This is a genomic window from Pseudomaricurvus alkylphenolicus (assembly GCF_011683955.1).
Taxonomy (GTDB): Bacteria; Pseudomonadota; Gammaproteobacteria; order Pseudomonadales; family Cellvibrionaceae; genus Pseudomaricurvus; species Pseudomaricurvus alkylphenolicus.
In genome coordinates this window covers 85,753-100,549 of record NZ_JAAQPI010000004.1, presented here as the reverse complement: position 1 = coordinate 100,549, position 14,797 = coordinate 85,753, and the positions used below count along the sequence as shown (strand labels likewise).

Here is a 14,797-nt window from a genome sequence, read left to right as displayed (position 1 = left end):
TGAGGAAGAGACCATGAAAACCAAAATAATGATTCCCATGGCGTTGTTAAGCCTTTCCAGCCCGCAGTTGTTGGCGAACGACGATGCAGGTTTCTCGCTTGAGGAAATTGTCGTTACAGCACAGAGGCGCGCCGAAAATTTGCAGGACATTCCCGTCGCGGTTTCTGCCATGTCATCGGCCATGATCGAACGAAAAGACGTGCACAATATCGACGGTATCGCGAGCAATGTGCCGGGACTGAGCTTCGCACCGTTTTCACCGGGGCAAAACGTGATCAGCCTGCGCGGGGCGTCATCCAACGATGATGGCGCGGGTACTGACAACTCTGTCGCGGTTTTCGTGGATGATATTTATTTGGGGCGGGTTTCCAATATCAACCCCGAAATGTTCGACCTGGAGCGGATTGAAGTGTTGCGTGGCCCCCAGGGAACGCTCTACGGCAAAAACACCATTGGCGGTGCCATCAATGTTGTCTCCAAAAAACCCAATCTCCAGGAAGTTGAAGGGAAGCTGCATGCGGGGGTCGGCAACTACAGTGCTTCCACTTTGGCGGGCTATGTTACCGGTCCACTCAGCGACAACTGGGCGGCAAAGGCCGCGGTTTCCTATCGTAAACGCGACGGCTGGGCAGACAATGTCATCACCGGGCAGGAGCTAAAGGACGACGATCGCGTTGCTGTGCGAGGGCAGTTACTGTATAGCGATGATGGGTTCGAAGCGCTGCTGTCGGCAGATTACAACCGCCTGGATGTGGCGGATATGGGGCGCGTTCCGGTGGACACAGGCTACGATGACGGTGTCAATGTGGACCCAGCTGTTTGGGTCGGCCCTTATCTCGAAGATTGCCCGGGAGCCGATCCGGATTGTGTAGCAGGTCCTACAGAAGGTTATGCCAAACAAAAGGCCTGGGGTGTCAGTGCCCGTTTGAGTTGGAGTCTGGAAAACGGTGAGTTGGTCTCAATCACCGGTTATCGTGACAGTGAGTCGGACTGGAATATGGACTCTACGGGTAGCCGCGCATTGCCGCTGATTGACGATATTCTTGACGAAACCCAACAATTCTCTCAGGAGCTGCGCTGGGTCGCGGACTGGAGCGATGGGCTTAACACGGTAGCGGGTCTCTGGTTTCTCAACGAGGAAACGGATCGTACTGAGTGTTTCGATCTTTCGCCGGGCAGTGATTGCACCGACGGTCTCGACGGCAGTGATCTCTATCGGCAGGTGAACGAAACCACCGGTTATGCCGCTTTTGGTCAGCTAAACTGGTCACTGTCTGAAAGCCTCAGGTTAACTCTGGGCGCACGTTATTCCTACGAAGAGAAGGAAATTGAGAACCACTCCACGGCCGGAAATTTTGTAGTGATCAATGAGACGTTCGACAACGAGGTCAGTGAGAGTTGGAGCGCGTTCACACCTAAGGCGTCTCTGGCCTATGAATTCGGAGAAAGTGGTCAAGTGTATTTTTCTGTGGCGTCCGGGTTTAAAAGTGGTGGCTTTGCCGCAGCACCTACAACACAAGCTGATACCCAGCCACTGGACCAGGAAGAGGCCCTCTCTTATGAACTCGGTTTAAAGACGGAAATTGGCGGTGTATTGCGCCTGAACGCCGCTCTGTTCCGTACTGAATATGAGGATCTGCAAATTCAATCCTTTGGACCCCGTGACGCTGGTGCCAGTTTCGGTACCTTCCAGACATTCAATGCCGGAGATGCGGAAGTCAACGGTTTCGAGGTTGAATTTACCTGGGCACCAATGGATAACCTGATGGTGAGTGGTTTCTACGGTTACATGGACAGCGAGTTTACCGACCTGACGGTACCTAACGCCTCCTTCCCCAATCAGTCTGGTGAAGACATGATTCGCACGCCGGAAAACAAGTACAGCCTCAGCGTTGAATATATTCTGTCCTTGCAAAATCGTGGTGATCTTTCCATGAGTGTCGATTACAGCTACACCGACGAGCAGCGCGAAGAGCTGGAACCCTGGGCGGTTCGGCCGGAATTTGACACCGTCAATGCTCGCGTGACTTGGAACCTGCCGGGGGACTCATTGAGCCTGTCTTTATGGGGTAAAAACCTGGCGGACGAAGAATACATTACCCATATGTACACCATCGCCAGCAGTGTGGTGGCGGTTTACGGCGACCCCCGGACCTATGGTGCTTCACTCGATTGGCGTTTCTAGCGTTCTGGCTTATTCGGGGCCGTTTACCATGCCGTTATGGATTGGCGGGCTTCAATCAAACATTGTCAGCTTGGAGCGAGAGTACTAGACTGGCCGTAGCGGTTGGCCTACAAAGGCATTACCCATGAGCATATCGGAAAAGCAGTACCAACAAATTCTGCGTATTATCGAAAGCCTGAGTGGCGGGCTGGATAGCGTCGAAGTGCGTGAGCGGGCCGGGGTGAGCATACTTGACCTGATGCAGGCCGACTACTTCGCCTCCTATGTCTGGAGCAGCGAACAACGTCGGTTCTGTGACCGGGTATTCGTGGGCATGGATCCGGAAAATCTCGATCGCTACGATTCTTATTATCAATTCCATGATCCCATTACCGGCAGTTTGCAGCGCTTCCGTCGGCCGGTGGCCGTCAATGAAGTTATGACGCAAGGCGACTTGATGCAGACGGAGTTCTACAATGATTTCCTGCAGCGCGATGGTCTGCACTATGGGGTTAATCTGTATGTCTATGACGGCGACACCAATATCGGCGACATCCGTGTGTGGCGGGGACGCCATCGTGAGAACTTCAGCCGTGAAGACCTGCAACTTTTGGAGATGATCAAACCCCACTTTCGCAACGCCATGAAAAATATGCGGCTGATCGCCAGGGAAGATGCCTCGGGGATCACCGCGGGGATCGAATTGGCCGAAGACAATTCCAACAAGTTGTCTTTATTGATGGAGCGCCATCAACTGACACGCCGTGAGGCGGAAATTGCCTTGGAAATTGCTCACGGCCGCTCTGACAAAGAGATTGCCTTGGCGTGCTGTATCTCCTTTTCGACGGTTCGTACCCATCTCAAAAATATTTATCAAAAGCTCGGCGTGCATAGCCGTTCGGCATTGGCGAGTTTGATCAGTCAATAGCCTGACGCAGATTTTGCTGTCATGCTGGGGCGAAGTTATTAAAGACTGATGTCCGTAAATAGGCTATGTTAGGTGCATGAACCTCGAGAGGGTCGCACCATGATACGCCGCTATTTGTTGATCGTTTGTACAGTTCTGTGTTCCCCTGGCTTTATCTTTTCGACAGCCACTGCCGCCCAAGCGGATAAATATCTGATTCACGCCGGGATGCTGATTGACGGCGAGTCCGACGAGGCGCGCAGAGAATTGTCCGTCAGCGTCGAGAACAATACGATCACCAAGATCGAAAAGGGCTACATTGACCCGGCTCCGGGTCAAATACTTATCGATCTTCGCGACCAAACACTCATGCCCGGGCTGATGGATCTGCATACCCATATTGATACCCAATATGGCCCCAAGACCTATACAGAGTCCCTGTTTATTGACAAAGCCGATCGCGCGTTGCGCGCCACAGGCTATGCCCGCAAGACTCTGATGGCGGGTTTTACCACGGTGCGTAACCTGGGCAGCCGGCAAGCAGTGGGTTTAAATCTGCGTGACGCCATCAATGCCGGCTACATTGACGGGCCAAGGGTGTACGCCGCCGGTGACAGTATCGCCACCACCGGGGGACATGCCGACCGCACTAATGGCTACAGTGAACGCTTTTCCCATCTGTTGGGCGACCCTGGCCCCGTTCAAGGCGTTATCAACGGTCCGGTAGAAGCGCGCAAGGCCATTCGCCAGCGCTATAAAGCCGGTTCTGACGTGATCAAGTTAACGGTTACCGGTGGCGTGCTCAGCTTGGGTAAAAGCGGTGACAATCCTCAATTTATGGTGGACGAGTTAGAAGGCATTATGGAAGCCGCCCGGGATTACAGCTTTGTGGTTGGTGTTCACGCTCACGGCGCCGAGGGTATGAAGCGAGCGGTCGAGGCCGGTGTGCATACGGTTGAGCACGGCACTTACATGACCAAAGACATCATGAAGTTGATGAAACGCAAGGGCACCTACTATGTTCCCACCATCTCCGCCGGCAAGTGGGTGGCGGAAAAGGCGGACTCCTATCCGGCGGTGGTACAACCCAAAGCCCGCAAAGTCGGCCCGCAGATTCAATCTACGTTTGCCAAGGCGTACAAGGCAGGTGTCAAGATTGCCTTTGGGACCGATGCCGGAGTCTTTCCTCACGGTCTCAATGCCAAAGAATTCGAGTATATGACAGAGGCCGGCATGCCGGCGATGGAGGCGATCCAGTCCGCGACCTCGGTAGCGGCAAAGGTCCTGCGCATCGATAATCAATTGGGAAGAGTAAAAGCTGGTCTGCTGGCAGATCTGGTGGCCGTACCCGGTGACCCGTTGCAGGATATCTCGCTGATGAACAAAGTCTCCTTTGTCATGAAGGATGGCAAGGTGTATAAGCAGCCGTGACCGTCCAGGAGGGCATGTGGGATCTGGATACCTTCCTGCGAAAGCGCAGGGATCTCCAGCTGTCGCCGATTCACCAGATTGGCGAGTTGTCGGTTTTCCAATTCCAGCGCTACCGCTGGTTGCAGTCCGTTGGCGGTTCATTTCAGAGCCTGATGGATCTGGAAGATCCGTCCCGGCCGTTACTGCCTTCTACCCAAACCTTGCTTGCGGCATTGATTTTTAATCCGACACCTCAGAGGATACTTAATCTTGGTCTTGGTGGGGGTACACATGAGCGTTTTATTAACACACATTTACCAGCCGCCATCTGTACTTCGGTGGAGTCTGATACCAATGTATTGACCGTGGCCAGGCAATACTTCCATCTGCCCAAGGGCTGGCCGGTAGTAGTAGAGAATGCGGCTGATCTTATCCGTCATAGCAACCAGAATTACGACTTGATCTTCTGCGATATTTTCGAGGGCTGGAGACACCCTGATTGTCTCTACGACGAAGACTTTTATCGACATTGCCATCGCAGCCTGAGCCCCAGGGGAGCAATGGCGATCAATCTGGTCCCCGGCAGCGAAAAGGATATGTTAAAGGTGCTGCAGGCTGTGCGCAGTGCATTTTCACATACCATTTTAACGGATATTCCCAGCAACCAAAACATCGTGGTTTACGCATTACGACAACCCCCTCCTCCTGACCAGGAGCTGGAAAGGCGATCTTTTGCCGTCCGCTCTCTTGGGTTGAATCTGGAGCTTCTCCTGCAACGGATGGTCCGACTCCCGTCTACCTGACGTCGGCACATTTTGGTGCTACCTTTTCCATATATGTTTGCGTAGAGAATCCCCATGGTTAAATCCGTGCTGGTTCCCGGTCTGCTGATCCTAGGTGGTTTTGGCACTTTGGGTGCTGTAGAAGCTGTGAGCTCTGAAAACGCAACGGCCAGGCGGGACCTGTTTGCCCTGTCACTGGGTGAGTTGCTGGAGGTCAAGGTGGCCTCAGTCACCCCGGTTACCGTTATACAGGCCCCCTCGGTGGTTTCGGTGATAACGGCGGCGGATATAGAGGCAATGGGTGCTATTACCCTGCCGGAGGTTCTGCAAACGGTTCCCGGATTCAACGTTCTGCCCTCAACTCTGAATCGAATGAATCCTGTTTTTGCCATTCGTGGCATATATACAGGCCAGAACGCGCAGGTGCTGTTTATGCTGAACGGACGGCGCCTGCAGTCGTCTTTGTATACCATGTCTCTGAATAAATTGTCGCACCTGACTCTCAAGGGTGTAGAGCGAATCGAAATTATTCGTGGCCCCGGTTCGGCGCTTCACGGTGCCGATGCCTTTGCAGGAGTGGTCAATATTATCACTCACTCCCCTGGTGCAGACCCCGGAGCCGGCGCAGGCGTTATATTGGGCAGCAATCAGTCCAGAGGCATCTGGGGAAACTGGTCGAGCTTGCATCAGACTGTTGAATACAGAGGATATCTGGAGTACTTCAAGCGCGATTCTGATGATGAGCGGGTGATCAATCACGACTTGCAGTCCACACTGGATCAAGCGTTCTCGACGACGGCCAGCAGGACTCCCGCAATTCTTGAAGACCGTCTGGAATCGCTGGCGTACGGTTTTTATATTGACAGCCCCCATTGGGCACTGGAGATTGACGGCTATCATTTTCGTGACAAGGGAGTGGGTGCGGGTGCTGCTCAAGTCATTGATCCGCAAGGAGAAGACGATTACGACCGCCTTTCGGCCAGCTTGACTTACCAGAGTGAAACACTGATACCCGGCTGGCCGCTGCAACTCAGTGTGAGTCAATACTTTACCAGAGATCGCACGAAATTCAGTCTGTTTCCGCCCGGAGCTCTGATACCGATAGGGGATGACGGCAATCTGTTTCGACCTCACAACGGAGAAGGCTGTATATCCGTCAATATTCCACAGCAAGGCTGCGTCACATCTTTTCCTGAAGGAGTCATTGGCAATCCCGGCTCTGATGACCGCTCCACCAGTGTCGATTTGTCGATAAGTTATGATCATATGGTCGACCATCAATGGCGTGTTGCGCTGGGCTGGCGCACCGAAGAGCTGGAGAGCGTTGAAACCAAAAATTTCGGCCCAGGGATTCTCGACCGAGCAACACTTGGCGACGCACCTAATCCCTTTTCAGTCGATGGTGCACTGACTGATGTGGAAGGAACAGAATATATTTATATTGATGACGTTCGCCGGCGTGCGGGCTATGCCCTGGTACAGGATATCTGGAATGTCTCGCGACATTGGACCCTGACTACCGGTCTTCGGTACGACCACTTCTCAGATTTCGGAAGTACTCTTAATCCGAGAATCAGTCTGGTTTGGCAGATGACCCCTGAACTGACCTCCAAGCTACTCTATGCCAGAGCCTTTAGAGCACCGGCATTCAGTGAGTTAGAAGCCAAGAACAATCCAGTGGCTGTGGGTAATCCCTCGCTTGACGCGGAGACTATAGACACGACCGAACTGTCCTTTAGCTATCAAAAAGGGGAGCAGCAGTTTTACCGTCTCAGCCTATACCATTTTTTCGCTGATGACATGATCGAATTCGTCATCGACCCTGAAACCCGAGGCAGTGTGGCGCAGAATGCGCTTGAACTGGAGGGCAAAGGACTGGAATTGGAACTGAGCTATTTGCCCGTCAGCGAGATGAAACTGTCACTGAGTTATAGTTACCAGGATACCGTAGAGCGCAACAGCGGTGTGCAGCAGCCCTTCGTACCCAGGCACAAAATCGATGCGGGCTTTCGCTGGAGCTTTAAGCCGAAATGGGGTCTGAATGCGCAGTATCAAACGGTGATTGATCGCCATCGAAGTGAGGGTGATCCACGTCCGGTACTGGACAATTACCAAACACTGGATCTTACACTCCAGAACCGCAGTCTGTCTCCTTGGCGCTTCAACGTTCACCTGAAGAACATCCTGGACGAAACTTATGAGTTTCCGAGCAACGGTAGTATTCCTGAGGACTATCCGGCCCATGGTCGACGCGTGATGTTTTCACTTGCCTACGAACGATGATGACGGGACTGACTCACTCGCTACCCCTCAGCTGATTTCTGTCGGATTCGGCTCAATGCAGACTTGATCGCGTCCGCTTGCCTTGCCTCGGTAGAGGGCGTTGTCGGAACGGTGAATGCAATTATTGATATCCTCCTGGCGATGTATGCAGGCTACGCCAGCAGTCAGAGTAACCGGTAGTGTTAAATTGCCGTACGCAAACGGGTTGGTGTTCAGCAGCTCACGCATTTTTTCTGCCGCCTTGCGTCCGCCTTCCAGTTCTGTATTTGGCAGCAGCACGATAAACTCTTCACCACCCCAACGTGCCAGAACATCTCCCGTACGCAGTGCACTTTGCAATAGGTTGGCAAGATGAACCAGTACTGAATCACCACAGGCGTGGCCATGGGTGTCATTGAGGGTTTTAAAGTGGTCCACATCCAGCAGCACAATGCTGAATACCGTGTTGTGGCGTTGAAAGCGTTCGTACTCCCGCTCAGCCTGTTCCAGAAATGCCCTTCGATTGAACAGCCCGGTGAGGTCGTCGGTATTGGACAGCACCTCCAACCTTCGGTTTGCCTCCCGCAATTCCCGGGTTTGCAGGGATACTTTCCTGGCCAGTTCCAGCGAGCGATACTTGAGCATTCGCACACGCCAGTAATAAAGGGCATATAGCCCTATGACAGCGGCAGTTATTCCGATGCCTCTGGCCCAGTAGGTTTGCCACCAGGGGGGATGGACAATGATTTCCAGGCTGGCTTGGTGATCACTCCATACGCCGTCCTTGTTGGTCCCTCTTACCGCAAAGCGATAATGACCCGGGTCGAGGTTGGTGTAGCTGGCAAAGCGCCGGTCAGCGTTAACATAGTTCCAATCACGATCAAATCCTTCGAGCTTATAGGCATAGCGGTTTTTGTCCGGTGCCGAAAAGTGCAGCGCTGCAAAATCAAAGGAAAAGAAAGACTGTTCATAGTTCAGGTGGAGCTTGTCCTGCATAAAGATGGGTCGATTCAGCAGCGAGTAGCCCGTGGTTTGAGTCAGGTTCACTTCCTGATTAAACATTCTGAAGGCTGTGATTCTGACTGGCGGCGCGTAATCACTCAGTTGGATGGACGCCGGTTCAAACGCGGTGAGTCCCGCAGGGCCGCCAAAGTAAATATTGCCGGAGCGGTCTTTGGCTGCGGAGCCAACAAAATATCCCCCTTGCAGGGCACCCTCCGGGTATCCGAAGTTACTGAACTCTCGGTCAGCGACGTTGAACTTGCTGACCCCGGCTGTGGTACTGATCCAGAGATTGTTGCGTTCATCGTCGACAATAGCTCCGACCGCATCGGCCTCCAGTCCGTTAGCCGTATTGTAAGTAAGAAAGCGTGCTTTGCGGGGATCATCGTCTTCCAGAATCATCTGACTGAAGCCTCCGCCCTGGGTTCCTACCCAGTAGCGCTTCTGTTTGTCGCGGGAGATCCAGGTGGCTGTGCGGTAACTGAGTCCATCCTCGACACCTTGCTGGTGCTGATAATGGGCTTTTTCACCGGATTGGGTCTGGAGCCAGTAGAGACCACTGGTGGTGGCCACCCATAACTCCCCGGGCGTGTCCTGCCAAAGATAGGCAACATGAGACATGGGGTAGTGCTGCAGAATTTCAAAGCTATCGCGGTCCAGGCGATAAAGCCCCTTGCTATAGGTGCCTGCCCAGACACTGCCATCCATATCCTCCAGTACCCAGTAAACCCGAGTGTTTTCCAGAGCAACGGGTTCAATCCAGGGGGCGTCGATGCGGTAGCGACTGAGCCCTTGTCGGGTGGCAACCCATATCAGTGGTTCATAGGCGCTATAGTCAATTCCCCCAAGGCGGTCGCGCAGAGCGGCGTTCTCCACTTCAGGGTTATGTTTGATGGCAGCGGCGGCCGTGAAATCTTGAGTGAGGTAATGCAGGCCACTGAAACTGCCGAACCAGATACGCCCGTCTTCACCGGCAATAAGTCCGGTGGATCCCCGTTCGTCGTCTGCGGTGATAGTGGCAAACTGGACTTTACTCGAATCAAAATAGTTAATGCCGGCTGCCCAGGTTCCGACCCAGACAATGCCCGCCCGATCTTCATGCAGGTACGAGATCAGGTTTTCAGACAAACTGAAAGGATTGCTGCTGTCCACCTTATAGTGAAGGAAGCTGCCGCTGTCGACCTCCATCAACAGGTTCAGGCCACCGTTGGTTCCCACCCAGATCTTTCCATCCCGGTCTTCCATCAGATCGATAATGGAGCTGTGAGACAGACTGTTCGGACGCTCCTCCCTGTGACGGAAGTGGCGGACATCCTGCCCGTTTGCACTGACTCTCAGCAAGCCTTTGCGTTCTGTGCCAACCCACAGATTATTATCACGGTCACGCAATAGGGTGTTGATCTCGGTAGTCTGCGGCAGGGTGCCGAGAGATAGCGGGAGGAATTCATCGGTACCCGGTGCCTTGAAAAATACGCCAAGGTTGGTGGCGATCCATATAGATCCGTCATCCGCCCCCGTGATATCTCTGACATGTATATTCTGAGCTTCTGAGATTTGAATGCGCTCAAAACGATCACTGCTTCGATCCAATCGATCGAGACCGCCACGACCGCCCACCCAAACCTGGTGCAATGGATCCACATAAATTGAGCGCACAATATTGTTGGAGAGGCTGTGTTGATCATCCGGATCGTGTCGATAATTCCGGAAACTCTCGTCCTTGGGGTTAAATCGACTGACACCCCCTGTAAATGTGCCGATCCAGATGTTGCCGTCATAGGGGTCTTCACTGAGGCACTGGATGAAATTACCCGTAAGCGTTTCATCGGGGCGTTGGCGGTCCCGCTTGAACACCTGAAATTCATAGCCGTCGTAACGATTGAGCCCATTCTGGGTGCCGAACCACATAAAACCATATTGGTCCTGCAGAATGCTGGTAATGGAAATTTGGGAAAGACCGTCCTCAATGGACAGGTGATCAAAGCGCAACTCGGTGGGAATCGCGGCAGTGCTGAGAGGGATGCGAAATAGTAGCAGGAGTATCAGAACTTGAGCCAGTCCTGCAAAGCTGGGTTGAGGACAGTTACCTTGGCTCATGCACTCTCCGGCGTAGATCAGCTCCCGGGATGGATGTCCATTTCGCCGCCTGAGCGCCTGATAACCAAAATTGAAATAAGGGAGGCTCGATTTATAACACCTCCCTCGTTCATTTACCGAATAAGAGGATATTCGTTGCGTGTGGCTTTCAGTATAGAAAAGCTCACCTGGGATTCAAGACAAGCTTGGGTGTCCTTGTTCGGTAAATTCTAGAATCGATACCCTCGACACAGTTCCACTATATCTCTGGCGGTATGGCTCAAGTCCCGGCCTTTTTTGTAATAAATCCCCACCTGACGATAAATACTGCCGCCACTCAACTCTTCCAATGAGACCAGGTCCCGACACTGGGGCAGTTGAGTCAGCGCCGTTTCGCTGATATATCCGGTTCCCAGTCCCCGTCCCAGTAAACTCAGCCGCAAATTCAGACTGGATATTTCCCAAACGGTAGAAAAACGGTCGCGCAATTTGGAACTGGCAGGGCGTTGCTGCGGTTCGTCGAGAGAGGAAACAATCATGGGTAATCGCTTGAGCGCGTTCTGCGGATCTCTGCGGATATCATCAAACAAAGGGCAGTTGGGGCTGACCACTAACACCCGTTTTTCTTCAAACAGGGGAACAGTCTCGAAGGTCTCCATGCGGGTCTGAAAGGGGCCGAGGCCCAACTCGAACTGACCTGACAATACCGAATAGATAATAGTTCGGCTCGGCATCTCCGCTACTTTCAACTTGACCCTCGGCCAGCGCCGACAAAATTGCGGAAACAGCTCTGGCGCATAGAGTCGATTGATCAGGCTGTCCATAGCCAGGGACAGCAGCTCTTCTTCACCTTCGCGTATCCGTTCGATATCTTCCAGCACGCTCTGCTCTTCCCGATGGGCGTCGTGAGCGTATTTTAAAAGTCGCCGTCCGGCATCGGTAACCGTTACCGGTGGCCCCCGCTGTATAAGCTCCACATCCAGCTTGTTTTCCAACTGTTTGACGGATTGGCTGACCGCAGATTGGGTCAAGTTCAGTACTTCGGCGGCTCGTCGGAAGCCGCCGGATTCCACCACAGTTCGAAAAATTCGGACTTCTGCGTTCTCCAGTCTCATGGATTCACCCCCTTGATTTCGTCAAACCCCCGTCACTCGGCGCCTGCGGGGGCGATAAGTACAGCTAATCAAACAATGAGAAAGTTTAACTATAGTGATAGAAGATTGCCAGCTAGACTGGCCCGCGAATGACAGCAGGAGAAGAATAGATGACCTCGATCAATATCGGCTTAGAAGGGGTAGTGGTAGGTGAGACCCGGGTCTCCCACGTCAATGGCGAGCAGGGTGAACTCAGCTACCGGGGTGTGGATATAGCCACCTTGACGGACTGGCCGTTTGCAAAGGTAGCCTGGTGGGTATTGTTTGGAGAGAGCGACGACTCAGACACACGCTGGCAGCAATTGGAGCCCTGGCTGGTAACACAGGGGCAGCTCAACCCAGCGGAGCTGGCAATACTGCAGCAATTACCTCGTGACCTTCATCCCATGCTGATGTTGCAAAGCATGGTGCCGGCACTTTCTCTTGAGCCCCAGGCAGCGACAACTGTCCAAAACATCGAATTGCCCAGCGACAATCCCCAGGCCGTGGCCGGTTTGATTATCGCAGCCAAAATTCCCAGCCTGATTGCCAATTGGCATCAACTCAGAACTCAAGGTTCTGTCATCAGCTACCCTCACGGCCAGTCTCTACATGGCAATTTTCTGCAGATGTTCAGCGGCGAGGCTCCCAGCGCAGACCAGATTCGCCTGTTGGAGGTGACTCAGATCCTGCAGTTGGAACATGGTTTTAATGCCGGTACCTTTGCCGGTCGCGTGGTGTCCAGTACTCAGTCACCGGTGCAATCCGTTATTGCGGCCTCCATAGGGGCGCTTTACGGCAGCCTTCATGGCGGTGCCGACCAGGCGGCGCTGGAGATGGCACACTCCATCGGCAGCGTCGATAATGTGGAGGCCTATGTTCAAGACTGTCTGCAATCGAAAACCAAAATCATGGGCATGGGCCATCGCGAATACCGCACGGTAGACCCGCGTGCGAAAGTATTGAAGCCGCTGGCTCAACAGCAGTGCAAAAGCGGTGAGGCGAAACAACTTGTGGATGTGCTCTGCGAAGTGGAAGCGGTCTGCCAGCAGGAATTCGCCAAAAAGGACAAAGAGATCTGGGCCAATGTGGAATTCTACAAGGGTGCTGTGTTTTATTCTCTGGGCGTTCCTTCTGACTTCTTTACCGCGCTGTTTGCAATGGCCAGAGTGTATGGATACGTTGCCCACTTTCTGGAATTCCAGCAGGCGCCTCGTCTGATCAGACCCAAGGCAGAGTATGTCGGCGCTTAGACCCCTGCTTGCTATTGATTCGCAAGCAAGGTGCTTAGATTAAACTGATACTTTGTCCGTTCGGGGTTGTGCGTTTTGGTGAGAGACTTAAAGCTCTGCGACGCCCAATCCCGAGTGCGAACAACCGGCAAATAGTCTTTGATCGTGTCCCGGGTCAGAGCTTCAAAGATCTTGCGTTGCTGGTAAGCGCCGCCATCATTGATGAAATCACGTCCGTGATGATAGTCATACAGCATAATCAAACTCCATCCCGCCGTCATAAAGTGTCCACCCACCGACGCATACAAGCGTCGTTGTTCCAGCGCGGTGATTTCTTCGGCATCCCAGTTAATACTGGCAATTCTTACCCGTGACATAGCATTGCTTTTTTCCGTGCTCATTATCGCACCGAGCCCCATGGCACCGTTGGCGGCCCAGATCCGATTAATGTCTGGATAGCGCTTTAAAAATTCGCCGGTGCGTTTTTCGGGAATATCATAACGCCACTCGCCGGGGACCAGTCGAGTCAGTCGGGCATCCGGATATTCGCTCAGCGCCCGATGCAAACCGCGAATCCGCAGCAGTGAGGCAGAAGTGACAGTATCGCCACTGTAGGCGAGTATATGCGCCGGCGTTCGATTCGAATTCTCGATCAGGATCTGTGCGAGTCGGTAGCCAGCATAGACATTGTCGGGAACCAGCGCGCCCAACCAATAGCGGTGTTGCACTCGGGGTTGTGGTTGGGCTCTCGACAGTTGCTTGCTGTAATGGTTAAAAGCTAGAAAGAAGGGAATCTCCGCCTTGTCAATTTCCTCAAACAAGGGCGAGAGAGCAAAGCGCTCATTGACCAATAACAGGTAGTGAGGTTTGGTGTCCCTCTCCAATACCTCTCTGACCATATTGCGCATGCGAATATGGTCGCGATTGGCGTGCAGTATTTCCAGGTTGATATTCAGGTTGCCGGCGACGGCACTCGCAAAGCGACTGGCCTCGGGCCAGAACTGGCCAGTGGGGTTATTCATGTCTGCGTGGCCGGGATTGATAAACACCACCCGCATGGGTTTTGCCGCCATGAGTTCCAAGGGAATTAACACGACAAAGAGTAGAAGTATGTACGTCCTGAATTTACTTTCGTTGTGCAAAAGGAGGCTTACTCCGATTTGACCAGTTGATGCGGTAACCTATTGCTGGAATCGTCCAGCGGCCATGCAAGCTCTAACTGAATCTCCTGCTTGCCGATACCGGTTTCCTCATTGAACGGCAATAGCAAGCGGAAATCAATAGCAATTTATATGCCGATAAAGGTAGCTGGCTGGTTTTGTGGGGCTGCCGGGTTGGTATAGAATCCGCTAGCGTGCGTAGGAGAATATGGATCTTGAAGAGGAGTTTGGGGCATGGGCAGGCCAAAGAGCAAGACTCAAAAGAGGTTGGAGAATAGTCTTCGTGTAGCCTTAACGGAAGCCTGCGATGAGATGCTGGATAAGGTTGCCGGATTTCAGTGGCTGACTCACCAGGCGGATTATACAAATTTTCCTGCCAGTTTATTGGTGACTTGTGTGTTTGATAAGCGCGCGAGTGAGCAGCTAGCGGTGTCGGGTGGACAGGCTGCTGATATGAAGAAATTGATTCAGGCGAAGTTGTTAAAGATCGGGGTTAAATTCAAATTCTTGGAGAAGCAGGTTCTCTTCGATAATGAAGAGGACTGCGAGCAACAGCATCAGGGTGATTGGAGTGCGAGACTGGCAAGTCGCGAAGGCAGAGCTGTGGTGAGAAATCGTCCAGGTTGATATGTATATTTTGCGGTTGAAAACCCACCATAGCCAATCTAT

The 14,797-nt window shown here is 52.9% G+C and carries 10 protein-coding genes; 7 read left to right on the top strand and 3 right to left on the bottom strand.

Features of this window, described 5'->3' with window-relative positions; all coding sequences use genetic code 11:
• The first annotated feature begins 13 nt into the window (after positions 1–13).
• The 5 genes from HBA55_RS12310 (at position 14) to HBA55_RS12290 (ending at position 7,546) form a co-directional block, all read left to right on the top strand.
• On the top strand, positions 14–2,185 hold the full coding sequence (locus HBA55_RS12310; RefSeq protein WP_166991298.1) for a TonB-dependent receptor: 2,172 nt from the start codon (positions 14–16) through the stop codon (positions 2,183–2,185).
• Positions 2,186–2,309: 124 nt separating this feature from the next.
• The gene (locus HBA55_RS12305) at positions 2,310–3,092 is read left to right on the top strand and encodes a helix-turn-helix transcriptional regulator (RefSeq protein ID WP_166991295.1); all 783 of its coding nucleotides are present in this window, start codon (positions 2,310–2,312) and stop codon (positions 3,090–3,092) included.
• Between the two features lie 72 nt (positions 3,093–3,164).
• A complete protein-coding gene (locus HBA55_RS12300) occupies positions 3,165–4,502 on the top strand; it encodes a metal-dependent hydrolase family protein (RefSeq protein ID WP_338109405.1) in 1,338 nt (445 codons plus the stop codon).
• A complete protein-coding gene (locus tag HBA55_RS12295) occupies positions 4,499–5,284 on the top strand; it encodes a class I SAM-dependent methyltransferase (RefSeq protein ID WP_166991292.1) in 786 nt (261 codons plus the stop codon). The genes HBA55_RS12300 and HBA55_RS12295 overlap by 4 nt, the downstream gene beginning before the upstream one ends.
• A gap of 54 nt (positions 5,285–5,338) precedes the next feature.
• Positions 5,339–7,546 (top strand): TonB-dependent receptor plug domain-containing protein, encoded by a 2,208-nt coding sequence (locus tag HBA55_RS12290; protein ID WP_166991287.1) that lies wholly within the window; start codon positions 5,339–5,341, stop codon positions 7,544–7,546.
• A gap of 27 nt (positions 7,547–7,573) precedes the next feature.
• Here HBA55_RS12290 and HBA55_RS12285 read toward each other — a convergent pair whose 3' ends face one another.
• Both HBA55_RS12285 and HBA55_RS12280 read right to left on the bottom strand, forming a co-directional pair.
• The gene (locus HBA55_RS12285) at positions 7,574–10,624 is read right to left on the bottom strand and encodes a ligand-binding sensor domain-containing diguanylate cyclase (protein ID WP_166991282.1); all 3,051 of its coding nucleotides are present in this window, start codon (positions 10,622–10,624) and stop codon (positions 7,574–7,576) included.
• A 209-nt stretch (positions 10,625–10,833) separates the two neighbouring features.
• Positions 10,834–11,718 carry a LysR family transcriptional regulator gene (locus HBA55_RS12280; protein WP_166991279.1) on the bottom strand — a complete coding sequence of 295 codons (885 nt, stop codon included), beginning with the start codon at positions 11,716–11,718 and terminating at the stop codon, positions 10,834–10,836.
• A 149-nt stretch (positions 11,719–11,867) separates the two neighbouring features.
• Here HBA55_RS12280 and HBA55_RS12275 point away from each other — a divergent pair, with 149 nt between their 5' ends.
• Positions 11,868–12,989, top strand: a complete 1,122-nt coding sequence (locus HBA55_RS12275) for a citrate/2-methylcitrate synthase (protein ID WP_166991275.1) — start codon at positions 11,868–11,870, stop codon at positions 12,987–12,989.
• An 11-nt stretch (positions 12,990–13,000) separates the two neighbouring features.
• Here the strand turns inward: HBA55_RS12275 and HBA55_RS12270 are convergent, their stop codons facing one another.
• Complete coding sequence (locus tag HBA55_RS12270; protein WP_166991272.1) at positions 13,001–14,041, bottom strand: ABC transporter substrate-binding protein; 1,041 nt, start codon at positions 14,039–14,041, stop codon at positions 13,001–13,003.
• A 321-nt stretch (positions 14,042–14,362) separates the two neighbouring features.
• Here HBA55_RS12270 and HBA55_RS12265 point away from each other — a divergent pair, with 321 nt between their 5' ends.
• A complete protein-coding gene (locus tag HBA55_RS12265) occupies positions 14,363–14,755 on the top strand; it encodes a Fis family transcriptional regulator (protein ID WP_166991269.1) in 393 nt (130 codons plus the stop codon).
• Positions 14,756–14,797 lie beyond the last annotated feature (42 nt).

Bases quoted from the DNA above. Each gene is read 5' to 3' on its own strand.
- HBA55_RS12285 (WP_166991282.1), bottom strand. From the start codon at position 10,624: ATGAGCCAAGGTAACTGTCCTCAACCCAGCTTTGCAGGACTGGCTCAA.
- HBA55_RS12290 (WP_166991287.1), top strand. From the start codon at position 5,339: ATGGTTAAATCCGTGCTGGTTCCCGGTCTGCTGATCCTAGGTGGTTTT.
- HBA55_RS12265 (WP_166991269.1), top strand. From the start codon at position 14,363: ATGGGCAGGCCAAAGAGCAAGACTCAAAAGAGGTTGGAGAATAGTCTT.
- HBA55_RS12275 (WP_166991275.1), top strand. From the start codon at position 11,868: ATGACCTCGATCAATATCGGCTTAGAAGGGGTAGTGGTAGGTGAGACC.
- HBA55_RS12310 (WP_166991298.1), top strand. From the start codon at position 14: ATGAAAACCAAAATAATGATTCCCATGGCGTTGTTAAGCCTTTCCAGC.
- HBA55_RS12305 (WP_166991295.1), top strand. From the start codon at position 2,310: ATGAGCATATCGGAAAAGCAGTACCAACAAATTCTGCGTATTATCGAA.
- HBA55_RS12270 (WP_166991272.1), bottom strand. From the start codon at position 14,041: ATGGCGGCAAAACCCATGCGGGTGGTGTTTATCAATCCCGGCCACGCA.
- HBA55_RS12280 (WP_166991279.1), bottom strand. From the start codon at position 11,718: ATGAGACTGGAGAACGCAGAAGTCCGAATTTTTCGAACTGTGGTGGAA.